Raw genomic sequence first — 24,673 nt, 5'->3', positions numbered from 1 at the left:
CCAGTAATTATTAATGGGAGAAGAGAACAGTATTGCCAAGAAGAAACACTAAGTTTAAAAGGAAGTATATCTAATCAGTACAAAAAGGACAATGAATTCCTGGAAATATTGCTTCTGATTGTGATGTATTTAATAAACCCGACTATAGTATCCACCTCGATATTTCCCTCCTCCCCCCAAACAACAACTCATAAGCCAACATGCTGGTGCTCTTTGGTAGTCCGGTTAGCTCCGCATCCTCTTCGTAGACTTTGCCGGCAAAAGTATCCGGCATGGGATAGTAGTAGTGCTCTTCTCTTTCAAAGTCCCATTCGAAAAAACGAATTTCAAATGACTGCCCCTTCTTATCAGTTATGCACTCGTGACGCTTGAATTTGGGAGTTTGGAATCCAAGTCTCTTATATAATCCCATGTCAGCTTTTCTATTTCGTTTCACCTATTACTTTTTTGCCATAGAGAAAGCTAAAATACTGTAAATCATTACTGCCTTTTACATGACATTATCAAGGAATGTAAATAGAAAGTGTACCCTTTTTTGTACTACCAAAATCGAACTGAGAGTTTGATTATATCATATGTAGAGGGAGGGTTGGTAAGAAAATATTGGATCAGGAAATATGGGCAAGAAAAGGAAAGTGTTACCATCTGTAACAAGAAGAGCCGTTAAATAAATGAATTCATTCACTTAACGGCTCTTAGTAAGTACGCCCGGAAGAAAGCAAAAGCCTTCACTCATATGCATTGAAATGCACTTTAATGATGATTAAAGGTAGATTCTAATTTCAGTTTGAACGAGCGAAAGGAAGGGAAATGAAAGATTTATTTGCCGAATCTTTATCTAGTCTTTATAACCTTCTTCCTTGAGCCATTGAGTAGTTCTTTTTAGCCCTTCCTCAAGAGTTACTTCCGGTTCCCAACCAAGAAGTTTCGTTGCTTTTTGGGTAGGGAAGCGTTTATAGGAATTCGCCATTTCTATGAATCCCTGATCAATGGGGGTATTAATACCGGGTATCTTGTTGGCGAAAACCATCAGGCGGGCAATGATCAATGGCAAGCCTTTAGATTCTTTATCGCACAATCGCCCGTAATGACTCATGAACTCACGCCATGTTGTTATATCTGCCGATACATTAAAAGATTCCCCGGCCGCTTTAGGTTGCTTTGCGCAAAGTATTAAGGCCTCTACAACATCGTCGATGTAAACGGGGTTAAAATGCGTTGACCCATCTCCCAGGAATACCGGTTTGCCTTCCAGAACATTTTTAAACATACTTTCGGACCAAAATCCATGACCGGGTCCGTAGATCATTGAGGGCCGCACTATTGTAAGTTCTAGTTCAAACTCTTCAGCCATATCAGTAGCCCGTTTTTCAGCTTGCGCTTTCGTTCGTGGGTAGGTAGAAGGATGATCCAAAGCCAGTGGTGTGGACTCATCTACCTCTTCTACTTCTGCCATATCATAAGCGCCAACGGTACTCACGTGAATAAAGCGAGAAACGCCTGCCTCTCCGGCAAGCCTTACTAAATCTTCAGTTGCATCTACATTCACCGATTGTGCAGTATCAGGATCAGCTTGCATAACAGCAGCAGTATGAAAGATGTAATCCTTGCCCTCCACCACGCTTTTAAGTGCCTCCGTATCGAGAATGTCCATAGCCTCAAGGGTTACTCCCTTCTTTTTCAGATGAGATACACGATCAAGGTCCCTACCTATACCCGTGACCTCTGCTTTTTCTTTTGTAGCCAGTAATTCAGACAGGCGGGAACCGACAAAGCCGGTTGCTCCGGTCACTAGGATAGATTTATTTGAAAGTGATTTCATAGTATGTTGAGTTAGGGGATGTAATTATTTATCAAATTTTTCATTCACAGGACGTAAAAGCCCGCCTCGCATGACGTGAGTAATGGATCGCATATGGGAAATATCTTCAGAGGGGTCTTTTTCAAGGATGATGAGATCTGCCATCTTTCCTTTTTCCAGGGTGCCAATATCATCCAGCCTTTCCATGGCCATAGCGCCATTGCGGGTGGCCATGATGATCAGCTTAGCCGGTGGGATTCCGGCTTTTTGCATTTCTTCCAGCTCATTATAATAGGATATACCGTGCAGTGAACCAGGAATACCCGCGTCAGTACCTACCGTTATTGTTACTCCCGCCTCCCAAAGTTTTTTCAGGTTTGCTAATTCGAGACTATCAGACTTCCGGTACTCTTTACTAAGGCTAAAATCAATGTATTCCTGAACGGTTAAAGTGTCAAAGTCGCTAATATATTCCTCTGGGTTGTTTAAGAATCTTAGCGTTCTTTCATCTACCACTTTATTTAAATCATTGATTTCCACCTTTTCACCAAGTAAGGCCATCATAGCAAGCCTCCATAGATCAGAACTACCCGTAGTGGGTGTATATAAAGCATTTTTATTTTTAATTAACTCTACAAATTCTGAATCCACAATCTTATCATTTACTCCATGTACCAGCAGCTTCGCACCTAGCTCCAATGCAGCTTTAGCCTCCTCCAGAGTGCTCACATGCACGATCATTTTATTACCAACATTCTGAACCTCTTCTGCCACAGCTTTTAGGTTAGCCATAAATTCCGAGTCATCCAGCGACATTCGCCATATTTTTATACCGGTTGATCCCAGATAAGTATTGTATTGCACTACTTTTTGGCCCAAAGAGTCTGATGTCAGCCGGACCATTTCTTTTTCTACAGGTGGATTAATACTTTTAACAAATCTTTCCGGGGCCGGAGTTATTAACGGGCCTGCAGCAGCTACGTGAGGAGCGTTAAGATTCGTTTCGGCACTTTCCTGTAAAGTTATAGTCCAGGGGGAGCCTCCATTATCATAAACTGCCGTAACCCCGGTTCTTAGGTAAGCTTCATAATATTTTTCAATATTGTTTTTTGTCCAGGCTTTCGCGGCCAGATAATTTAAGGAGTCTACTAGTTTCTCTTTGATCATTCCAGGCCTGGTATCAAATAACCCGGTAGCACTTAAATGCACATGGGCATCAATTAATCCCGGAGTGATGTATTTCCCAGCAACGTCAATAATTTCAGCATTGTCAGGTATAGCTGTGTTTTCATCTCCGACTGTTTCTATTCTTCCCTCTTTAATAATGATGATACTGTTCTCTATTTTTTTACCCGTTCCGTCAAATAAAGTGGCACCCTGATAGACGGTGTAATCAGGATTGTTACTTTCAGAATTTCTGCATCCGATAAAGACCATCAGCAACAGAATTAAGAAAAGTAGATTAATTGTTTTCATAGGTTGATTTTTTATTGGGTGAATATTTTGGTCGATCCCGAAACTGATGTATTTATTCCACCACAAACTCTGCTATCTCGCCTTGATCACGGTGTTTTTCGCCATTTTCGGATCTTGCATGACAATCTATCAGATAATTTCCCGGCTGGGGTAAATAGAACGTTTCATACACATGACCTCTGGCTAGCATACCGGCACCGCCCCAAATAAGCTGCGACATGAACTGATCAACATTTCTTTTGTTCTCTATCCATTCCTGTTCATTTCGCTGTTGTATCTTTCGAATACTAGACGTGACACATAGTTGGTCAACAATCGCTTTTCTTACCTCTTTAAGCTTTTCTTCTTGAAAGTCGTGAACCTTAATTAACCCATCCGATTGGATTCTTTTTAATGAGCTGCTTTCATCCCAAACATTAATAAATTTACTATCTGTAATAATGATTTCACGTAGCACTAAATTTTGTAGAAAGCTAAAAAGTGCCTGAAGCTGTATAAGGCCAGAAGAAATTTTCTCATAAGAATGGGAATCATTTTTCTGATCCACAACTAACTTATCTGTTTGATCACTTGAAAGGCCTGATTGCCCCAAAAATGAGACTTCTTGCAAAGTCCAGTTATCTAATAAGATTTGATTGGGCGTGAATTAATTTTTGGTTTTATATGCTGTCCATAATGTAAGAATACAGATACTAAAAGGAACAAGCTATACAGTTAGTAAATAACGCTATCTTATCCAGTCACTTAATACTTGTATTTAATCAAGCTTTTTTAGTTCTTAACTGCATAACTGGATGAATTCCGTCCAGTAATGCAGTTGAAAACTAAAATGAGCACCGGGAACACATACGAATACCTTAGCCGCTACTTGGACCAACTCCGAAGCAGAGGACGATATACGTTTACGGGAGACGAAGTAATTGCAGAATTTAATTTATCTGATGAGGCCTATCAAAAAGTGATTCAGCGCTTATCCGATAAAGAACGAATCTCAAGGCTCCGGCAAAATTTCTACCTAATCATCCCTCCGGAATACGCATCCCGCCAAACTCTTCCATTAGGCTATTTCATTGATGATCTGATGAAATTCCTGGAACGCGATTATTATGTGGGACTCCTAACCGCAGCTATGTATCATGGAGCTGCTCATCAACAGCCACAAACACAATTCGTGATCTCTGAGCCTCCTTATTTAAGACCGATCAAAAACAGGCAGCAATCTATTGTCTTTTGCCTGAAAAAAGGTTGGAATGCTGATTTTGTAACTCAGCAGAAAACAGATGCGGGATATATTAATATTTCAAGCCCGGCATTAACGGCTCTTGATTTGGTCTTTTACTCAGACCGTATCGGGGGCATAAACCGGGCCACCACGGTTCTGGCTGAATTAGTAATGGAGTTGAAATTAGACACACTGGCAAAAACCGCAGAGGATTTCTCTCAAACGACAACCCTTCAACGCGTGGGTTATTTGTTTGATGAGGTTCTTCAGGAAACCACACTGGCTGATGCCATACATAGTGTATTAGACAGCCGGAATTACTACCCAACTCAGCTAAACCCCAAGAAAGAAAGCAAGAATCAAAAAGCACCAAACCGTTGGAAAATAATACCAAATATGAATGTAGAGGTTGACGAACTATGATCCCCAAAGCGTATATAGATGCCTGGAGGTCCGTAGCCCCTGGACTGAGTCATCACAGGTTGAACAGGATTTGGTTATTTCCAGAGCCGTTGTAGAGATATTTTCCAATAAATTTTTGAAGGAAAACCTCGCATTCCGAGGTGGTACAGCTTTGTATAAACTCTACCTGCATCCTCAGGCGAGGTATTCTGAAGACATTGACTTGGTACAAATAAAGTCTGGAAATATAAAACCGATATTACAAGCTATTGGAACCCAACTTCAGTTTTTGTCATCAATTGATGATAGAACAATAGTTCCAAAAGAACACAATTGGAAAGCTTTATATGATTTTGAGACTGAAGTAAGTCCTCCGCCAAGCATGAGGGTGAAAATTGAAATCAATACACGGGAGCACTTCAATGTATTAGGATTACAGGAAGAAACGTTTTCAGTTGACAATCCATGGTATCAAGGAAGTACAGAAGTAACGACATACCAGCCAGAAGAGCTTTTAGGCACCAAACTAAGAGCGTTATACCAACGAAAAAAGGGACGAGATTTATTCGACCTCCACTATGCCTTGGAAAACCTTGAGCTGGACATTGACAAAATTATTGAGTGCTTTCATGCATATATGCATCAGGAAGACAACAAAGCACCTACAGCCCGTGAATTCGAGCTCAATCTGGAAGAAAAGATGCAAGACGATGAGTTTATTGGGGATATTATGGCTTTACTACGACCTGGAATTGAGTATGATAAAGAACAAGCTTACACAAAAGTTATGAACGAAATTATCAGTGAGGTATAAGGTACTGTTGCATTGTATTCTAAGTGCAATTGGGAAATTTGCACTCAACTTCTGTTTAGATTGGTACCCGTTCAGAAATTTTTTTTTTCAGGCAATAGAACGCATTCGAGTGAAAATGTTTGCCACCCTATAAAACAGAAAAGCCATAAGGCATTATAAGTAATTGCCTTATGGCTTGGTGTTAGTACGTCTATGTACGCCCGGAAGTAAGTAAATGTTTTCACTCTACTTAGCTAAAATGCCTTCTAATGCATCGAGCGCAATAATCTCAAGATCTCAAAAATACTGTAATAGGCAAGTAAATGCAATGTTTGTTGGCCAGATTTTTACCGAGATTTGGAAATTTATCAATGATTCGAATGTCCCTCACCCCATGCATATACATGCGGTTCAGTTTAAAGTTCTTGATAGAAGCGGAACAAGAGGGCTAACGCCAACTGAATCCGGATACAAGCATACTATGCTTGTTATGCCCAAAGAAACCGTCAGAGTGATTATGAAATTTGAAGCCTCCAAAGGCATGACGTATTTCACTGCCATAATCTTGAACATGAAGACAATGGCATGATGGATAATCTGGAGATCGCTTAATCTAACCCTAAAATTTTTCTACAAAACAACCTTAAAGGGAGTTCAGGAATGATAACATTCAAACATTATTTTGAATGTAATTATTTAAGTCTTAACTTTTAAAAGTTCAACTTAACAAATCAATTTTCATATGAACGCCCGGGAATTTAAAGACAACATTTACAGTGAAATAGCATCCGTATCAAAAGCTTTGGCAAATCCACACAGGCTGGAGATTGTAGAGCTGCTTGCGCAAGGCCCCTCATCGGTAGAATATGTGGCAGAACAAGTAAACCTGTCGGTGGCATCAGCTTCTCATCACCTGCAATCGCTAAAAAAAGCGAGACTTGTTTCTATGAAGAAAAAGGGCAAGTACCGGTATTACTCGCTTTCAAACCAACATGTGTTTGAGGTATGGAGGTCGATGAGGGAATTAGCCTTCTCCCAAAATGCCGAGATCAATAAACTCATAGGAGATTACCGAGAGTCTCAAAATAATCTTGAGCCCATCACGATTGAGGAACTTAAAAAAAGACATAAGAAAGGAAATGCGCTCTTAATTGATGTCCGGCCCGGTCAGGAATATGAAGCCGGCCATATAACTTCTTCCTTATCGGTACCAAAAGATGAATTACAGCGACGTCTCAAAGACTTGCCTAAGAATAAAGAGATCATTGCTTATTGCAGGGGACCGCTGTGTACGCTGGCGGATGAAGCAGTCGCAGAACTGAAGCAGAAAGGGTACAAGGCTACTAAATTGGATGTTGGATATCCAGAGTGGCATTTGGCAACAACGTAAATTGATAAATCACTAAAGCAGAAAAGAAACGTAGTAAAAATGAACGCTGTACCCGGCCTGAGACAAAATTGGAAACAGTTTTCCCTGCTAGTATTAATCAATGCCTTCGTCGGCGGGATGGTAGGCCTTGAACGAACCATTCTACCTGAAATAGCTGAAACAGACTTCGGTATTGCTGCCAAATCGGCCATTTTTTCATTCATTGTTGTATTTGGTATTACCAAAGCCCTGGCTAACTATTTTGCCGGTAGATTCGCCCAGAAATTTGGACGCAAAAAGATGCTGATTGTTGGTTGGCTATTTGGAATTCCGGTGCCGTTCGTTTTAATGTACGCCCCCGACTGGAACTGGATCGTATTTGCCAATATTCTTCTCGGTATCAATCAGGGGCTCTCCTGGTCTGCCAACGTGATCATGAAAATTGATCTTGCCGGAGAAAAAGATCGGGGGCTGGCCATGGGGCTCAATGAGTTTTCCGGGTATCTCGCAGTTGCCATCATTGCGTTTCTTACCGGTTGGATTGCCACTGAATATGGCTTACGACCTTACCCATTTTATGTTGGCGTAGTCATGGCGGGCTTAGGTTTATTCATGTCAATTTTTCTTGTAAGGGATACGGCACCTTTTGTAGAACACGAATCGAAGAGCAGTAAAGACAGCCGGGTAAAAAAGAACTTATTTTGGGAAGTTAGTTTTCGTGACACAAATTTAAGAGCACTTTCTCAAGGCGGGATGATTACCAACTTTACCGATGGACTTGCCTGGGGAGCATTCCCAATTTTTCTCGCTTCAGCAGGATTAAAGCTTACGGAGATAGGTATAGTTGTAGCCATTTATCCGGCTTTCTGGGGAGTACTGCAAATAGCTACCGGTAAACTATCTGACTATACCGGGCGCAAAAAAATGCTTTGGTCGGGTATGCTGGTTCAGGCTCTGAGTCTCATTGCATTTCCAATGGTCGATAATTTCTTTGCATTTGCAGTCATCTCTGCCCTTCTGGGAACCGGTACCGCTATGGTATATCCGACATTTCTGGCAGCTGTCGCTGATCTTACCCACCCGGAAGATCGTGCGGAAAGTATAGGGATTTATCGTTTGTGGCGCGATGCAGGCTATGCATTCGGGGCCATCTTCTCAGGAATTATTGCCGATCTGTTTGATATTAGTTTGGCGATCACACTCACCGGATATCTAACCTTGCTATCTACTTTATGGCTTTACATTGGTTTAAAGAAACTTAATTCACCGGTCAATAAGACTAAACAAACTTCTAAAAACATCTGAATTACATTGTTATGAAAACACTAATTATCATAAACGACGCTCCATACGGTACTGAAAAAGCATACAATGCAATGCGCATTGCCAACCAGCTTGGTCGTGACTATAAAAACGAAATGGAAGTGCGAATTTTTCTAATGGCGGATGCGGCAACCTGCGCGCTGGCTGGTCAGGAAACACCCGACGGATACTATAACATCGAACGGATGATGAAAATGTCAGTTAACAAAGGTGCTCAGATTAAGATTTGCGGGACTTGCGCCGCCGCCCGGGGAATTAAGAATGCAGAATTCGTAAAGGGGGCTGAGCTGAGTACGATGGCAGAACTGGCTGAATGGATCGCCGACAGCGATAAAGTAATGACGTTTTAGTTTATAAAGAAACAGGCATGGACCCTTTAATTGCAGCTTTACAGGAAACGCAGGTCATAGTCTTAGCGGGAGTATTGATCCTCTTGTTTTTATGGGAATCAGTTCATCCGTTTTACGCCCATTTTACCGGTTCATTTAAAAACAGAGGTAAACATGCGTTGAGGAATCTTACTATCGGGGCACTCAACGGCCTTTTGGTAAGTGTCGTGTTTGTGGGTTTATGGCTGGCAGCATCTGTATGGGCAGATGAACTTCGGTTCGGAATCATGCATTGGCTGCAGGATGCCACCGGACTTCCGGTTTGGGCTCACGCTGTAGGTGCAATTCTTTTGCTCGATCTTTGGACGTATTCCTGGCACCGCATAAATCATGAAGTCCCCTTCTTCTGGCGGTTCCACAGCGTTCATCACTCCGACAACAAGATGGATGTCACAACCGCGAACCGATTTCACCTGGGTGAGATTTTCTTCTCCTCTGTATTTCGGATACCGCTGATAGCTCTGTTTGGTGTCTATCTTTGGGAGCTCGTTCTCTATGAAATGATCATGTTTGCTGTGGTTCAGTTTCACCACGCCAATGTGGGACTATCAGAAAAATATGATCGCTGGCTCCGCATATTGATTGTAACCCCTAACATGCACCGGGTGCACCATTCTCGCTGGCAGCCGGAAACAGACTCTAACTACAGCTCCCTTTTCTCTTTCTGGGACCGCATTGCAAAAACCTTCCGGCTCAATCCTGAACCTGAAACCATCAGGCTTGGACTGGAAGAGTTCGATAGCGATGAAGATCAAACGATTAAAGGAATGATGAAAACGCCGATTAAAGATCCGAAGGCTAACAGCTAAAAACTGAACGAAAACGAATAAATACTATAACTATGGATGTATTCGACCAAAATTGTAAGGAATATGACCAATGGTTTGATGACCATCCCGTTTGGTTTCAATCGGAGCTGAATGCCCTTGGTAAAGTGGTTCCCCCTAATGGGTTTGGTCTTGAAATTGGAATTGGTACGGGACGCTTTGCTGAAAAGTGCGGCATAGATCGCGGGATAGATCCTTCGGGAAATATGGCCAGGATCGCCGAGCAGAGAGGTGTAAAATCGTTTCTCGCTAAAGCTGAAAATATGCCTTTCTTAAGCGATACGTTTGATTTCGCAGTTATGATAACAACCGTTTGCTTCCTGGATGATATTCTCCAGGCATTCCGGGAAACGGCACGTGTTCTTAAACCAAATGGGCATTTTATCATTGGAATGATTGATAAAGATAGTCCGCTGGGACAGAAGTACCAGCAAAACAAAGAGGATAATCCGTTTTACAGAGATGCTCACTTTCACTCAGTAACCGAAATCACTGAATTACTTGAGAATACAGGCTTTGGAGATTTTGAATATTGGCAAACCCTGATCACAGCCTCCGAAGAAGAACCCGAAGAGCCTCAACCCGGATATGGAGAGGGGTGCTTTGTGGTAATTAAGGCACTGCTACATTAAAAATCGTGACCATGGATAACATGCTTTTTTATGGACCAGATACAGACTCTAACTATAAAAATATCATCGTTCTGAAAAAAGATCAGTTTTCTCCCTGAAAAACCTTTATTCCTCGAAATCCTTTCATTATGGAACGGTTTTTACAAAAACAATACCTTGGCATCCTGTCTAATCAATTTTCACAAACAATTATCCCGTGAAGAACCCCTCAATTCTCAGTAACAAATATTACTCCGAAGTTTCTGTCTTTAATCCTGAAAACCTGCTAAGAGAATCCAGGCGACAAAATAACATACCCAAATGTGAAGTCCCGGAGATCTGTGTATTAGATCCGGACGGAGATCTTGTGGATTGGCTTAAAAAAGAGGAAAGGGCCTCAAGAGATAGATGCTGGGCGTGCTATCATTCCGAACTATATACTTTTGAACTGTCCGGTACAAAAATCGGCGTCATACCCTGTGCTGTAGGTGCTTCTTATGCGGTTTTGGTAGCAGAACAACTCTTCGTCTCCGGCTGTGAACTATTGATCAGCATTACTTCAGCGGGGGTTATTTCCGAAAAATTGGTAGAAAAGAAATTTGCCCTCATTACCGAAGCTCTTCGCGATGAAGGTACCAGCTATCATTATTTACCTCCGGAAGAACCATCCATAATACCTGAAAATTTACTAAAACAGCTGCGTGTTAAAGCTGAAAATAGTGAAACATCCTTTTTTGAAGCCAAAAGCTGGACCACAGATGCCCCTTACCGTGAGACCCAATCTGCCATAGATTCGATGCAATCGGAAGATGTTGTTTGCGTTGAGATGGAGGCGTCAGCACTCTATGCGTTTGCCCGTGCACTTGAGAAAAAGGTTATCTGTTTTGCCCATCTTACCAACACCATGGCTCAGAACGAAGGAGATTTTGAGAAAGGGGAAGAGTTCGGAAGCCTGGACACGATAGATTTGATTTCCGAAGTGATACAATTAATGGATCTGTAGAGTGTAAAAAGTTTACCATATGTTGGCCAAACCTAAAAACACAAAAGCCACAAAACACTGTTAAATTATGTCTTGTGGCTTTGAGTTAGTCATCAAGTACGCCCGGAAACAAAAGAAAGAATAATCTCACTTCCAATGCACATAAATGCGGCTTATCAACCAATAAGGGCGGATTTACTTTTCCATTAATATGCATAAAGTAAAAGGAAATCAAAGTTCTGCTTGTCAGTATTTTCTTTTTTACAACGTAGCAGTTTATACCTTGTGATAACCAGAACGGACGTTTCCATCCGTGCGGTTGGGATTGAAGCAAAAATACTCAGGACTCTTTATCAAGATAAGCCTTGACTTCATTTTTGATATTTTCCCATTGAGATTTGTCTCCTTTAGCGGCTTTTAAAACCTCTTTAATTTTTGACATCCCAAAATTCTTAGCCTGGTGAAAGTCTATATGAGGAGGTAATGATAACTCTCCTCCAGAAACATGTGCATTAAGAATGAATGGACTCTTAGATTTTTGAGTCTGTTTAATGGCCGGGATAATACCCTTATTTTCAGTAACGTTCACCCCGTCACCGCCCACTAATTTTGCATATGCTGCAAAATCAAAATTCTTAACCTCAATGGCATCATAATTTGGTGCAAATCCGGCTTCCTCCATCTCTATTTTCACAAAACCAAGTTCGGAGTTGTTCAAAACTATGATTTTAATGGGTAATCCGTATTCTACGGCCGTTGAAAAATCATGTAACGACATATTGAATGCCCCATCTCCCACTAAAGCCCACACTTCCCGGTCGGGAAACTGCAGCTGGGCGCCGATGGCAGCCGGGAGACCTACAGCCATAGATCCGTGGTTGAAGGATCCGATAATTCTTCTTTGAGAATGAAAATTCATAAAGTTGCTCGACCAGATGGCAGACGTTCCTGTATCAATGACAAATATGGCGTCATCAGCAGCAGTATCGCTTATTTCTCTGGCTACCACCTGTGGATGCATGACTTTAAAATCCTTTCCACCATCAGAGGTTTTGCAATTATTTTCCAGCCATTTCTTAAAATCAACGTTTAATTTATCTACCCAGGAAGCATCTTTCTTTATGGCGCATTTTGGATTGACATAATTCACAAAATGTTTGATATCAGCATGCAAGCCGAGCGTAACCGACGTGCGGTTGCCAATATTTTCCGGCCGGATGTCTACCTGTATGGTTTTGGTATTATCAGGTAGAAAACCGGTATAAGGAAAGTCCGTACCCAACATGATTAATAAATCACATTCCATCACTGCTTCATACCCTGATGGGTTACCAATAAGTCCTGTAAGCCCCACTACATTTTCACTGCTGTGATCAAAAATATCGGATGCACGAACGGTGTGCGTTATCGGGGCATTTACTTTTCGAGCAAACTCCAGAACTTCTTCCCTCGATGAGCGGCATCCGGCACCTGCCAAAATTCCTACTTTTTCCGCCTGATCAATCATTTCCACCGCTTTTTCAAGTCCCTTCTGATCTGGTACTACCGTAGATCGCGAGCGAAACATTTGATGAACAAAATCTCTATTTTCGGCGGGCATCTCAGCAATGTCAGCAGGCAATTCTATTCTGCACACACATTTGTGATTAATTGCAATACGCAGTGCTCGTAATATCACTCTGGGTGCTTCTTCCGGGGAGCGTATTATAGCCTGGTACTCGCAGATATCATCAAATACCTTGGTTAAATCCACCTCTTGATGGTAATTGGTTCCAATATGCTCAACGGGCACCTGCCCGGTAATAGCTAAAACAGGAGAGCGTTCTTTTCGAGCGTTATATAACCCATTTACCAAATGCAAAGGACCGGGTCCGACTGTACTGGCACATACACCAATATTTTCATTCAATTCTCCTTGCGCAAATGCCGCAAATGAAGCATTCCCTTCATGCTTCATTTTTATCCATTTTACCTCATTTTGATCGGCCATAGCCGAAATAAGAGGATTCAGAGCATCTCCAGCCACACCAAAAATATGCTTTATACCTTCATCGGTTAATATTTGCAATAATTGCTGGGATACATTCATTTAGTTTGCATTCGGTTTTCTAGATCATACTTCAAAAAATAAGTATTATATCCGTTTTATCCTTGACGGTTACATAAATTTGAATCATTCGTTATAAAAAAATTAACACGACGACATGGCTAGCCTCACTTACCTTAAAGAAAAGAATATTTTAATTCAACTTCGCTGAAATATTTTGTATTAACCAATTATTAATTTGATGTCGGTCCGTTTTCTTTCACGATAAAAAATATCAGTTTGGTTAGAAATGAGCTTTACTCATTAGTTCAATTCTGTTTAAAAATTAAGTTCGTGACAAAAACCTGTAGTAGATAATAGAGAGTATTTAAATGAAAATGATTGCCATATCTTAGCCACGCCAAAAATAAATCCGTTAAGTTTATAAAACTGTTACTTAGCAGTTTGTTATTCGTGCGCCCTGAAGAAAAGCGGGGCGATTCATATATTGTGGGCCATGACGAAGAGACGTTTCAGATAGTTCCGATCTTGTGGAAACAGTGGTATTCAGCCCAAATGTTGCCGGCTACCTGTAGTTAAGCGGTGCAAGATGACAACGGTTTTTCTTGCCATAAGTCAAAGAAATTTGACTCAATTTTATGTAATTTTATAATAGGCGAGAAAGTAAAAGTCTAAAATTAAATAAGCAGCAATTTTAATAATAACAATTGCAAAAAGGAGAATTCGCCATGGAACTAAAAGATAATGGGGCAAACCCATTCGTAATTGACATTGAAAAGGCAACTAAAGAGAATACCAATTATAGAACTGCCTTATGGACAGGCAGTCATCTTCAACTGACCTTGATGAGTATCGAGGTTGGTGAGGATATTGGTTTAGAAGTTCATCATGATATCGACCAGTTCCTTCGTATAGAAGACGGAAAAGGTCTTGTACAGATGGGGGATAGTGAAGATCAGCTGGATTTTGAGAAGCAAGTAGAGGATGACGATGTTGTACTTGTACCCGCCGGCAAGTGGCATAACATCACAAACACAGGTGACCAGCCACTTAAGGTGTACTCTATCTACGCACCGCCTGAACACCCTCATGGCACGGTTCACGAAACAAGAGCCGATGGTATGGCTGCAGAAGCGGATCATGACCATTAAAGTCCGATCAGAAAATCATAAATTCCCCGGCAGCTGTCGGGGATTTTTTGATCATAAGATTTATTTTGAGTACGGGTCAGGATTATTGAAAATCAACCTGTCCTAATATTAAGTAATTCGCCACTCTGTAGAAAAATCTTTTTGATTCACCTTTTCAAAGCTAACACACGCTAAAAAGTAAGCCGGGCAAGTACATGGATCGATATGGCCATTACAATATCCCAAACGGCAATATTTTTTGACTGCATCGCTGTACAGTGATTAGTTGAAAATGTTTACTTTTAACACTAATCAGTCTGTTTTTATACCTGATTTGAACATGAATAACTGAATAAAAGCCGCATAACTATTTGTTGTTAAAAAGGTGGGATAGCTGAATTCCCAATCGGTTTTGCGAACAATCTCTGATGCTTTTATTGGACTACAGTTATACAAAACATAACCCTTAAATCCCTTTAAATGGTACTTATAGAACATAGTACAATACAAAAAATAGCATCAGTGGTTGCAGTGGTCTTTGGAATTATCACACTGATAACAAGTTCTCGCATTCTATACCTTGGTTCTGACCCGGGATATTATGTTTTTCTTCCGTTGTTGATCTTCAATCACATTATGGGAATTGCTTATATAGTAGCCGGTTATCAAATCTGGAAATATAGACAAAATGGTAAAATTGCTGCCTTAACCGTATTCCTGATCAATCTTCTGGCACTACTGGTAATAGGCATCATTTATCTGGTAAATACAGGTGTTGCTACTGATAGCCTTATGGCAATGTCATTCAGAACTGCTGTATGGCTATTAATTTTCTTGAGTCTAAAGATGATGAAGAAATAAAATTAGCTATCCAATGCTTTTATTTATAACCGTTATAAAAAACAGATGACACTATTTAATACCCTGCTCATATCTGAAATGACCTCCAAAGTACGGCTGATCCGTAAAGTCCTTCAGTAAGCGGTTTTTTACTATCTCGAACAGGAGACCGACGCCCTGAAGCATCTCATCATTACCGATATGAATTATTGGTTCATCTTTGATTCCCAGGAATCCGTATGCTGTTTTTATGATTGCAATAATTGGCTTGGTGATCCACGGCTTTTCGAAACATTCAGAAAACGTCATGCTTCAAGCTGATGTAATGTTTAACTAAACCCCATCCGCATCAATCCCCACCTTTTTTAAACGACAAAACCGCGGCCACAGCACTCATCACACTCAATCCGGATAATTTTACCAAAGCATCTAACACACTATCCCAACCCGCGTCTTTCAGAATTACTCGTCTGATTATTTCTATAAAGTGCGTAACGGGGTTGAATTCCGTAATCCATTGCGCCCACGATGGCATACTTTCTATCGGTGTGAACAATCCGCTCATCAAAATAAAAATCACCAGAATAAACCAACTGCTGAATAATGCCTGCTGCATCGTTCCTGATACGGTTGAAATCAACAAACCCAGTGCCAGTACGCCAATCAAATAAATAACGGAGACGCCGTAAATGATCAGCAATCCGCCAAAAATAGGAATGCTGAATAACACATAGGCAATAGCTAATCCGATCGTCAACTCTCCAAGTCCGATGATCCCAAAGGGAATCAGTTTTCCCAGAATAAAAACAGATTTTGAGATTGGCGTCACGTTCAATTGATCAATCGTCCCCACTTCCCGCTCGCGCACAATGTTCATGGATGTCAGAAATACACCAATGAGCGTAATCAGCAACACTAAAATTCCGGGAACCATAAAATGCGTGTATTTGAGCTCGGGATTGAAAAGATAGCGCGATGTCAACTGAACTCCGCCCGATTGCTGAATAGAAACTTGTTGATAACCAAAGTCAGTAATAATCTCCCGCAAGAAACTCGCCCCGATCTGGGCAGCATTTCCATCCACTGCATCCACCAGAAGCTGAACGTTTGCTCCACCCGTAGTTAAATCCTCAGAAAAATCTTGCGGAATAATCATGACAATATCCGCCACATTATCCACAAGCATTTGAGCAGGTTCACCATCGGCGGTTTTCCAATGGGTGAGCTGAATCTCATCCAGTGCCTCCACTTTTTGGATTAATTCGCGGCTATTTTTGGTCACCGCGTAATCAACCACAGCAACATCAATCGTATTCACCTCAAATGTCGCGGCATTTCCAAGAATAATAAGCTGCAAAAATGGAATCACGAACAGCATAGGACGCATCGCTTTATTGCGAAACACCTGTTTAAACTCTTTCTCCATCAAAATGAGTAATTGACGATTCATTGGAGCCTCTCTTTAAATGTTTTAATGCTCATGAACAGCAATCCGGACGTCATCACGAATAAAATCAAAACTTCCTTCCAAAGGATCAGAATGTCCGTCCCTCGCAACATAATTCCCCGAATCACAACCAGATACCATCGAGCGGGTATAACGGCGCTGATGTATTGTAAAATGATGTGCAGGTTTTTCACAGGAAAAATAAATCCGGATAGAATAATAGTGGGAAGCAGTAACCCCACCATCGACAGCAGCATAGCTGTGAGCTGGGAACTACTTACGCCTGAAATTAAAATCCCCAAACTCAGCGCAAGCAGAATAAAGAGTGTGGAAACTCCCCAAAATGCTACCCAGTTTCCCACAAACGGGACATCAAAAACCGTGATCGCCAGAAAAACAATGCTTGCCACATTCACAAACGAAAGCACCAAGTAGGGAAATACTTTCCCGATGATGATTTGGTAGGGTTGAAGCGGCGAAACCAGCAGCAGTTCAATCGAGCCCATCTCTTTTTCACGTGCAATAGTGATGGACGTCATAAGCGTGGAAACCAGCATTAATATCACCGAAATAAGTCCCGGCACAAACAGCCACGAACTTTTCAGCTCAGGATTAAACAAATAGCGGGCAGAAACCGATACCGGTGGACTTCGAGAAATCTGAAACCGATTCATATCCAGCTGATGCAGATTCAGATTCACCCGTACATACTGTTCAATAATGGACGCAAGATTGGGATTTGAGGCGTCCAGCAGCAATTGAAGTTCTGAAATCCCCATTCGTTTCAATTCTGTTTCCACGTCGTCTTTAGCAACCAAAACAGCGGAGATTTTTCCCTTTTCAAAAGCATCATAAATCTCGTTCTGATCATTCGGAAGTCTTGTAATCTTGAAATATCCGGTTGCTTCCAATCGCTGCACCAATTCATCTACGTAGGTTTGGTTTTGATAATCTACCACTCCGAGATCCACTTCTGTAACTTCATTTCTAACCGCATATCCAAACATCAGCAGCTGAATAACCGGCATGGCAAACAGAAGCATTAGCGTGCGGGGATCGCGTATAATATGCTGAATCTCTTTTTTTATAGTTCCAATCAGTGCTTTCATTGCGACCTCACCAATTGCACAAACAAATCATCCATCGTATCGGCAGTGTACTCTGTTTTCAGTTCATTGGGCGAGCCCAGAGCCTCAATTCTGCCTTCCACCATAATGCTTACCCGATCACAATATTCTGCTTCGTCCATGTAGTGAGTGGTGACAAAGACGGTGACTCCCTGATCGGCCGATTGATAAATACGATCCCAGAATCTTCGCCGTGTTACGGGATCTACACCGCCGGTCGGTTCATCCAAAAATATAATGTCGGGATTGTGTACCGAAGCCACCGAAAAAGCCAGCTTTTGCTTCCAACCCAGCGGCAGTGATGCTACCAGCGTTTTCCTGGATTCCTGCAGATCCAGTTCTTCCACAATTTTATCTGACGCCTGATCGATCTCTTCATCCGTAAGCCCATAAATCCCGCCGTAAAACCGGATATTTTCCCTCACCGTAAGATCTTCATACAATGAAAACTTCTGCGACATATATCCGATGCGCTTTCGAATTGACTCCGGCTCGCTGGCCACATCAAACCCTGCTACGGTTGCTTGTCCTGACGTTGGTGCTAAAAGTCCAATCAGCATCTTCATTGCGGTTGTTTTTCCTGCTCCGTTTGCGCCCAGAAATCCAAAGATCTTCCCTTTATCAACTTCAAAACTGATGCTGTCAACTGCCGTGAAGGAACCGAATTTCTTCGTCAGATTTTTTACTGAAACAATGCTCATACCTCCACCTCCTGCTCGGTGAGATCAATGAACAGGTCCTCAATTCCCGGCTCAATACGCTTTGCCGAAATTATTTGGTCATTGTATTGATCGAATATTTTGCTCGCTTCTCTTTCTTCCAATGATTTATCTACGGCAACGTGAATCTGCTCCCCGAAACTAAATGCCCAGTTGACGTTGTCATGCTTTCTAAAGTCCTGCAGGATCTTAAATATTTCGTCTGACTCAACTGCCCAAAGATTTATCTCAGCTGTTTGTGTGAGACGTTTTGGATCATCATTCGCGAGTAGTTCTCCATCAAAGAGCAGAGCGACTTCACTGCAGCGCATCGCTTCATCCATGTACGGCGTGGAAACCACGGTTGTGATTCCCTCTTTTTGGATCAGATCGAGCAGATCCCAAAACTCCCTGCGCGAAACGGCATCAACTCCGGTGGTGGGTTCATCCAAAATCAGTAACTCAGGGCGATGGATTAATGCGCAGCTCAGAGCCAATTTTTGTTTCATTCCGCCAGATAGCGCACCGGCTTTTCTTTTTTTAAACGGCTCAATTTGTTTGTAAACGGCGTCAATTAAAGAACGATTTTCTTCGAGTGATGTCCCAAAAATAGACGCAAAAAACTGCAGGTTTTCCTCTACGGTGAGATCAAGATATAATGAAAACCGTCCCGGCATATAGCCGATTTGATTTCTGAGCGCCCGCATATCTTCAACCACATCGTAATCACCGATAGAGATTTCTCCCTCAGACGGAACAATCAGCGTGGCCAGAATTCTGAACAGTGTGGTTTTCCCACTGCCGTCGGGGCCGATAACGCCGAAAAGGCTTCCGTCGGGAATGGTCAGATTGACGCTTTTCAGCGCCGACACCGCTCCGTAATTATGAGAAATATTGTTAATGGAAATGTTCATAAAATAAGCAGATCAAAATGTTACATCTCCCGGCATTCCGGACTTCAGCTTTCTATCCTTATTGGAAACATCAATTTCTACCGCATAGACCAAATCCACTCGATTTTCTCTGGTTTGAATATTTTGTGGTGTGAATTCCGCCTTTGACGCAATGTGGCGGATGCGGCCTTCTTTTTTCACAATTGAATTTCCTTCATCAAACTGAACCGACACAGATTCCCCTATCTTGATCTGCGAAAGCTGATTTTCTGAAACAAATACTTTCAGATAAATATCCTGAATCGCCACAATCTCAACCACCGGTTTGCCCGGCGATGCCATTTCGCCCTGACGAGTAACCACAGCCGAAATTTCTCCATTAACTGGAGCCAGCACAATTGCATTGTGCAATTGATCTTCAATCTGTCTGATCTTCTCTTCCAGAACGTCCATTTCCTGATTCAGCAATTCAGTTCGTGGTTTAAAGGTATCGAGCCTGCGGTTGGCTTCTTCCAATTTTCCCTCAATCTGATCCATTTGTTGCTGCGTGGCGGCTCCACTTTGAAACATATTCTGAGTGCGTTTATACTCCTTTCGCAGCGTATTCAGCTGAGATTCCAATACTTGTTTTTCACTCAAAACCTGACTCTTTTGAATCGGAATTTTTTCCATCTGCGTGCGCAATTCCTGCCATTTCAGATGCAGGGTTGTGGTATCAACTAGCGCTAGCGTATCTCCTTTTTCAACGGTATCTCCCAGCCGGACATTTAATGAGGTGATCAGTCCGCCCATTTCCGGTGAGACCAAATAGGTATCGGCTGAAAATTGTCCGTAGGCATCGGCCGGCTGTTCATCGTTTTCACAGCCTGACAATCCGGCCAGGAAAAAAGCCGAAATCACGACCGTTATCAATAAGCTTTTCCTGTAATCCATAACATTTCCTGCGTGAGTTCTGATTGTTGGATGTAATGTAATTCTCTCATGATTTTTGCCTGCTGTAAGGTGCTAAGTGCTTCCACATATTCAGCTGACGTTTTTGCTCCGGCTTTCCACTGCGACTCAATTTGGTCGAGAATCTGTTTTCTGAGCTGGATAATCTCTTCATCTTCAACAATGATCTCATCCAAAGCTGAAACAGCGACTTTGATTTCATGAATAAGTGTTTCTATCTGTTGAGATGCCCGATTTTTTTGCTGCTGAATTAGTTTTGCCTGACGTGTAATGACTTCCTTTTGTCTATTCGTCTTTCCCCAATCCCAAAGTTTCCACGATATCGAGATTCCACCCACGGCATATTCTGAAAATTCATCCTCAAACATATTAAGACCGGGATTTGCGTATCCAACCGTTCCAAAAGCCTGAACTTTGGGTTTTAAATCGGAAGAAATCAACTTTTTTTGATGAAGAATCGACTGCTCTTGTTCAGTTAGATATTTGATTTTAGTATTCGATTCTGCAGAGAGAAATTCTTTCTGTGGTTGATGGGGAAGCTCAAATTCCTGGTCCAGAGAAAATTCAAGGTTAGTCAGGTTAGACAGATTTTCAAGATGCCCCTGCAAACGCCGTTGAACCTGTTGCTTCTGCTGAGTTAGTGAGATTTGCTCTGCTTTCAGTTGATTTTTTCTGAGTGAAAGAGCTGCGCCCTGTTCCACCGCAATTCTGACTTCCTGCAGGCGTTCTTGAAGTGTCTTCGTAGAGGTCTCAAGCTGGTCGAGCTGAACGCGATCTTTTAGAATAGAGAAATAGAGATTTCTGACACGGCGATCCCGTTCATCTTGTGCTTTAAGCAGATCCAAATCCCGCAAACGCCGTTCAATTCGAAGATTGTCTTTTTCTGAAGCTGTTCTTCCTCCATCCCAAATCGTCTGTCGCACATTCATATTGATTTGATAGCGATCTTTGGGTGCCTCGGGGACAGAAGTCCCAGGAACAGATATCGGCACAGACGGAACATCGGTTTGATAGCCAATTTCTCCATTAAGATTTACCTGCGGATACCAGTTTACATCGGCCACTTCGCCACTTTGCCGGTAGATTTCGTCAGATGTAGTTATATCCTGTTGAAATTCCGCCACGTCTCTGGCCGCGTTAATCACTTTTTGAAGCGTTACCGGCTCAGCTTGAATTTGCCATATCATCAAAAAAGAAAGTAGAATCGTCATGACAGTAACATCACTTTTATCATTTTGGGGATGTGTTTTTTGCGCTCCTCGATAATCTGATCAAAAGCTTTGTTATCGAGCTGAAATACGGTGGAAATAATCGGCCGGGCGATGAAGGGATATATAGCCATTCCCAACAGATCGCACATAAAATGGACGGCATTTTTGGGAGGAAGTCCGTATTCAGCAGAAACAGCGTCTAAATCACGCTGAATAATTTTCGCGGTTTCACCCCCGGGCTGCGAAATAATTTGTTGAAGGTGCTCTGGATTTCGAGTGATTTCGTGCAGCACAAACGAAGCCATGTAGGGGTGAGCCTGAAGCTTATCAAGCATTTGATCAATAAAGCGTTCTGTCTTGTTAAAAATGTCGCCATCTGTTTTCCAGATTCCCAACATAGGCTGCACTAATCTTGTAAAAGCTTGCTGAAAAACCACACCAAATAGTCGGGATTTACTTCTGTAATAATAGTGGAGCAACGCCTTGTTGATTCCGGCTTTATCAGCGATTTCCTGCATTGTAGAACCATCGTAGCCGGTCTGCTCAAATACATCCTGAGCAGTATTGAAAATAATTTTCTCAGTTGTTTGGTGATCTTTTCCCATGTTAATCCTTGATTTATCTTTTGAGATTAACCATTTAGTTAAATGTATTACGCAGATATATTAACTACAAGTTTAACCGTTGGTTAACTTAGTAGATAGAATTAAAAAATGGGATGAGGATGTCCGGTCAAACCGAAAGTTTTCGTAAAAGCAACAGCAGGCCAACATTACCGTTCGATATTTCATTAGTACATCTGTTCGCAAAAGTATGAACTATGACCGATGGAAAGCGTGACCAATTTCACTGACGGATTGTCTTTACCAGCTAATTTTTTTAGCGAGGAGTCGCCGCCTCAATCTGCCAAAAACCAACAACGGCTCACTATGCTAAAAAATCTCGTGCTTCGTACTCTTTGACCTATCAAACCATTAATTTGGGTAATTTGCTCATTACCTTTGGTACAGTTTTATCATGGGAAAGTGATTTTCTTCAGAATTTAAAATATTAATTTCTCGGTCATTATTCCGAATCGAAGTATACTTAACCGATGATTGAAATAGATATTATAATAATCTGATCCGTGGTAATATTGAGTAAAAAATCCAATGTCTTCGAGGAATTGGGGATGATAATAGAACGTTAATTTTAGGTTGAATCTTTCTGGCGACAAGGTGTTTAAATCATTGTAGTTGCCAAACATCCAAGTGGCTTCCCCTTTAAGCGACCTCGTTGGTCGTTTTGAGAAAGGCTGTTTTTCATTATTCTTAGGAAGCCTAAATATCGAAAAAGCGCTGTGCCATCTGTACCTGCTGTAAATGTCGTGCAAATTTTTATCAACCAGGCGTTTAGGGTGATACTCTAGCGAGGTTTTAAAAAACTGGTAAGCGTTAAAACGATTATTGATATTGGTTTTAATATATCCCAACTCCAGAAAATTGGTTAAAAAATTTCCAGACTTCAAATTGATTACCTCCTCATCCGAATAAAAGGCTCCTTCTTGTCCGTTTGAGTGATGGCCAATGCGCCCATAGAAACTGGAAGTCTGTAAATTCTCTTTTTTTTTGAAAAAATAGTAAAGAGTAAGCTGTGGCAGATAGCTTGGGGTGCGTACGGGGAAAGATTCTTCTTGGTACATTCTGATAATGATTTGAGGAGTAAGAACTCCCATTAAACGAGAGTTCTTACTTTCTCTCAGATAGAAATTCGGTATCAGGTTAGCTTCGAACCAAAGCTGCTCAATATTTCCGATATCAGTAGGAGAGGTAATATAGCTATTTCCCTGATTTACCTGCGAAATGACCGATAAGTCCATCTCTAACAATGTGGAACTCCTTTGACCAAAGCCAGATAAGGGCATAGATACTAGAACTAATGGAATAAGCAGATGTTTAAGCATTAGAACATGGTTTTCAATAGGACTAAATCGGCAGGGCGATGAAGGGATACATAGCCATTCCCAACAGATCGTGTATGCCATTACTGAAAATACATATTTATTTCTCTTAAGAGTATTTACGGTGTGTTTTATGTTTTAAATCTCAAACTAATTTCCACCGGGTTCTTATGATTCAAAATTGACTAACTAACTAGTTAGAGAGTCCTATTAACCTATTATTTAGGACAATACCATAACTCAAGAAGCATAAAATTGTAGAAGTTAATTTAAATCTATACGTAGATCAGATACATCTGTAATTAAAACCACTACAATCAATATTGTGTCTATTCTAAAAGCCATTTATTTTGATAAATACATCGAATAAAAACCTATAAAATCAGGAGTATTCATAATGAAACAACGTCACTCTTTATACCTGTTTATCTTATTCTTTGCTATACTGCCCGGCTGTGAAACGAATGACAAGACTAATCAAGATATTAACAATGTTCAATCGGGCAATCAAAATGCTGAAACCGAAGTTTCTCAGAATGCGAATGCGAGCACCGATTCCCTTAACCTGAAACAACGTACGGGGATTCCGTTCCAGATTATAGAAGCCTCCCAAGACACCCTGCCCTTGTTGACCATAATGGCTAATCTGGAACAGAATATGGCCGTCGTACAGGCAGGTATCTGGAGAGGCGACTACCAAACCATAAGCAAGGCTGCAAATGCCATGGTTGATCACTCAAAAATTTCTTCTCGGGAAGTTCAGAAAATACGGGATATTCTAGGTGAACAGGGATTGAAAGGATTTGTAACTGCCGACTCAATCTGGCATAGTAAAGCTAAGGAACTTGCCCAAATAGCAAACGAAGAAAAGATGGAACCAATTGTAAATGGAACCATGGAACTGATCCAGCGATGTGCCAGCTGCCACATGAAGTACCGTACTCCTTTGCGAGACAGCCCTAAATGGTTGGAACGTTAAGAGGGTCCGGCATTATGGAAAGGACATATTTTTCCTTGTTAAGCAGCTAATATTTCCTCCCACCAAACAACCAGTCATATACCTCCATAATTGAGCCCTTCGGCGTCTCTGTTAACTCGGCATCCGCTTCGTAGATTTTGCCGAAAGATAACCGGAATGGGAAAATAGTAGCACTCTTCTCTTTCAAGGTCCTATTCGAAAACATGGATTTCAAAG

The 24,673-nt window shown here is 41.5% G+C and carries 25 protein-coding genes and 1 pseudogene; 13 read left to right on the top strand and 13 right to left on the bottom strand.

Features of this window, described 5'->3' with window-relative positions; genetic code table 11:
- Window positions 1-142: 142 nt before the first annotated feature.
- From AABW11_RS12500 to AABW11_RS12485, 4 genes are all read right to left on the bottom strand, one after another.
- On the bottom strand, window positions 143-436 hold the full coding sequence (locus AABW11_RS12500) for a hypothetical protein (protein ID WP_340105444.1): 294 nt from the start codon (window positions 434-436) through the stop codon (window positions 143-145).
- Between the two features lie 402 nt (window positions 437-838).
- Entirely contained in the window at window positions 839-1,822 is a 984-nt protein-coding gene (locus AABW11_RS12495; protein ID WP_340105443.1) for an NAD-dependent epimerase/dehydratase family protein, read from the bottom strand.
- A gap of 24 nt (window positions 1,823-1,846) precedes the next feature.
- Window positions 1,847-3,277, bottom strand: a complete 1,431-nt coding sequence (locus AABW11_RS12490) for an amidohydrolase family protein (protein ID WP_340105442.1) — start codon at window positions 3,275-3,277, stop codon at window positions 1,847-1,849.
- A 52-nt stretch (window positions 3,278-3,329) separates the two neighbouring features.
- Window positions 3,330-3,887 (bottom strand): hypothetical protein, encoded by a 558-nt coding sequence (locus AABW11_RS12485; RefSeq protein WP_340105441.1) that lies wholly within the window; start codon window positions 3,885-3,887, stop codon window positions 3,330-3,332.
- 219 nt (window positions 3,888-4,106) lie between these two features.
- On the opposite strand from AABW11_RS12485, the gene AABW11_RS12480 reads away from it, so the two are divergent.
- The 9 genes and pseudogenes from AABW11_RS12480 to AABW11_RS12445 all read left to right on the top strand — a co-directional run bounded on the left by AABW11_RS12480 (window position 4,107) and on the right by AABW11_RS12445 (window position 11,216).
- Window positions 4,107-4,922: a type IV toxin-antitoxin system AbiEi family antitoxin domain-containing protein gene (locus AABW11_RS12480; protein ID WP_340105440.1), complete on the top strand. Its 816-nt coding sequence runs from the start codon at window positions 4,107-4,109 to the stop codon at window positions 4,920-4,922.
- 70 nt (window positions 4,923-4,992) lie between these two features.
- On the top strand, window positions 4,993-5,715 hold the full coding sequence (locus AABW11_RS12475; RefSeq protein WP_340105439.1) for a nucleotidyl transferase AbiEii/AbiGii toxin family protein: 723 nt from the start codon (window positions 4,993-4,995) through the stop codon (window positions 5,713-5,715).
- Between the two features lie 214 nt (window positions 5,716-5,929).
- Window positions 5,930-6,306, top strand: a pseudogene (locus tag AABW11_RS20150) (multicopper oxidase domain-containing protein).
- Between the two features lie 130 nt (window positions 6,307-6,436).
- Entirely contained in the window at window positions 6,437-7,084 is a 648-nt protein-coding gene (locus AABW11_RS12470; protein WP_340105438.1) for an ArsR/SmtB family transcription factor, read from the top strand.
- A 39-nt stretch (window positions 7,085-7,123) separates the two neighbouring features.
- Window positions 7,124-8,368, top strand: a complete 1,245-nt coding sequence (locus AABW11_RS12465; protein WP_340105437.1) for an MFS transporter — start codon at window positions 7,124-7,126, stop codon at window positions 8,366-8,368.
- A gap of 11 nt (window positions 8,369-8,379) precedes the next feature.
- Window positions 8,380-8,736, top strand: a complete 357-nt coding sequence (locus AABW11_RS12460) for a DsrE/DsrF/TusD sulfur relay family protein (protein WP_340105436.1) — start codon at window positions 8,380-8,382, stop codon at window positions 8,734-8,736.
- A 17-nt stretch (window positions 8,737-8,753) separates the two neighbouring features.
- Window positions 8,754-9,584, top strand: coding sequence for a sterol desaturase family protein (locus AABW11_RS12455; protein ID WP_340105435.1), 831 nt, complete (start codon window positions 8,754-8,756; stop codon window positions 9,582-9,584).
- Window positions 9,585-9,616: 32 nt separating this feature from the next.
- On the top strand, window positions 9,617-10,234 hold the full coding sequence (locus tag AABW11_RS12450) for a class I SAM-dependent methyltransferase (protein ID WP_340105434.1): 618 nt from the start codon (window positions 9,617-9,619) through the stop codon (window positions 10,232-10,234).
- Window positions 10,235-10,430: 196 nt separating this feature from the next.
- Window positions 10,431-11,216: a nucleoside phosphorylase gene (locus AABW11_RS12445; protein WP_340105433.1), complete on the top strand. Its 786-nt coding sequence runs from the start codon at window positions 10,431-10,433 to the stop codon at window positions 11,214-11,216.
- Between the two features lie 319 nt (window positions 11,217-11,535).
- Here the strand turns inward: AABW11_RS12445 and AABW11_RS12440 are convergent, their stop codons facing one another.
- Complete coding sequence (locus tag AABW11_RS12440; RefSeq protein WP_340105432.1) at window positions 11,536-13,284, bottom strand: thiamine pyrophosphate-binding protein; 1,749 nt, start codon at window positions 13,282-13,284, stop codon at window positions 11,536-11,538.
- Window positions 13,285-13,970: 686 nt separating this feature from the next.
- On the opposite strand from AABW11_RS12440, the gene AABW11_RS12435 reads away from it, so the two are divergent.
- From AABW11_RS12435 to AABW11_RS20145, 3 genes are all read left to right on the top strand, one after another.
- Complete coding sequence (locus AABW11_RS12435; protein WP_340105431.1) at window positions 13,971-14,393, top strand: cupin domain-containing protein; 423 nt, start codon at window positions 13,971-13,973, stop codon at window positions 14,391-14,393.
- A gap of 459 nt (window positions 14,394-14,852) precedes the next feature.
- Window positions 14,853-15,233, top strand: coding sequence for a hypothetical protein (locus AABW11_RS12430; RefSeq protein WP_340105430.1), 381 nt, complete (start codon window positions 14,853-14,855; stop codon window positions 15,231-15,233).
- A gap of 180 nt (window positions 15,234-15,413) precedes the next feature.
- Complete coding sequence (locus AABW11_RS20145; RefSeq protein ID WP_445263771.1) at window positions 15,414-15,533, top strand: hypothetical protein; 120 nt, start codon at window positions 15,414-15,416, stop codon at window positions 15,531-15,533.
- Between the two features lie 28 nt (window positions 15,534-15,561).
- Here the strand turns inward: AABW11_RS20145 and AABW11_RS12420 are convergent, their stop codons facing one another.
- From AABW11_RS12420 to AABW11_RS12385, 8 genes are all read right to left on the bottom strand, one after another.
- On the bottom strand, window positions 15,562-16,662 hold the full coding sequence (locus AABW11_RS12420; protein WP_340105428.1) for an ABC transporter permease: 1,101 nt from the start codon (window positions 16,660-16,662) through the stop codon (window positions 15,562-15,564).
- The gene (locus tag AABW11_RS12415) at window positions 16,659-17,768 is read right to left on the bottom strand and encodes an ABC transporter permease (protein WP_340105427.1); all 1,110 of its coding nucleotides are present in this window, start codon (window positions 17,766-17,768) and stop codon (window positions 16,659-16,661) included. The genes AABW11_RS12420 and AABW11_RS12415 overlap by 4 nt, the downstream gene beginning before the upstream one ends.
- Window positions 17,765-18,487: an ABC transporter ATP-binding protein gene (locus AABW11_RS12410; protein ID WP_340105426.1), complete on the bottom strand. Its 723-nt coding sequence runs from the start codon at window positions 18,485-18,487 to the stop codon at window positions 17,765-17,767. Before AABW11_RS12410 ends, AABW11_RS12415 begins: the two co-directional genes overlap by 4 nt.
- The gene (locus AABW11_RS12405; RefSeq protein WP_340105425.1) at window positions 18,484-19,398 is read right to left on the bottom strand and encodes an ABC transporter ATP-binding protein; all 915 of its coding nucleotides are present in this window, start codon (window positions 19,396-19,398) and stop codon (window positions 18,484-18,486) included. Before AABW11_RS12405 ends, AABW11_RS12410 begins: the two co-directional genes overlap by 4 nt.
- Window positions 19,399-19,410: 12 nt before the next feature.
- Entirely contained in the window at window positions 19,411-20,310 is a 900-nt protein-coding gene (locus AABW11_RS12400; RefSeq protein ID WP_340105424.1) for an HlyD family secretion protein, read from the bottom strand.
- The gene (locus AABW11_RS12395) at window positions 20,286-21,539 is read right to left on the bottom strand and encodes a TolC family protein (RefSeq protein WP_340105423.1); all 1,254 of its coding nucleotides are present in this window, start codon (window positions 21,537-21,539) and stop codon (window positions 20,286-20,288) included. The genes AABW11_RS12400 and AABW11_RS12395 overlap by 25 nt, the downstream gene beginning before the upstream one ends.
- Window positions 21,536-22,144 carry a TetR/AcrR family transcriptional regulator gene (locus AABW11_RS12390; RefSeq protein WP_340105422.1) on the bottom strand — a complete coding sequence of 203 codons (609 nt, stop codon included), beginning with the start codon at window positions 22,142-22,144 and terminating at the stop codon, window positions 21,536-21,538. The genes AABW11_RS12395 and AABW11_RS12390 overlap by 4 nt, the downstream gene beginning before the upstream one ends.
- A 437-nt stretch (window positions 22,145-22,581) precedes the next feature.
- A complete protein-coding gene (locus tag AABW11_RS12385) occupies window positions 22,582-23,481 on the bottom strand; it encodes a hypothetical protein (RefSeq protein ID WP_340105421.1) in 900 nt (299 codons plus the stop codon).
- A gap of 394 nt (window positions 23,482-23,875) precedes the next feature.
- Here AABW11_RS12385 and AABW11_RS12380 point away from each other — a divergent pair, with 394 nt between their 5' ends.
- The gene (locus AABW11_RS12380) at window positions 23,876-24,457 is read left to right on the top strand and encodes a hypothetical protein (RefSeq protein WP_340105420.1); all 582 of its coding nucleotides are present in this window, start codon (window positions 23,876-23,878) and stop codon (window positions 24,455-24,457) included.
- The last annotated feature ends 216 nt before the right edge of the window (window positions 24,458-24,673 follow it).

Origin of the sequence: Rhodohalobacter sp. 8-1 (assembly GCF_038150125.1) — a bacterium.
GTDB lineage: Bacteria > Bacteroidota > Rhodothermia > Balneolales > Balneolaceae > SW132.
The sequence above is the reverse complement of the archived record's forward strand: the minus strand, read 5'-3'. Positions and strand labels throughout refer to the sequence as shown.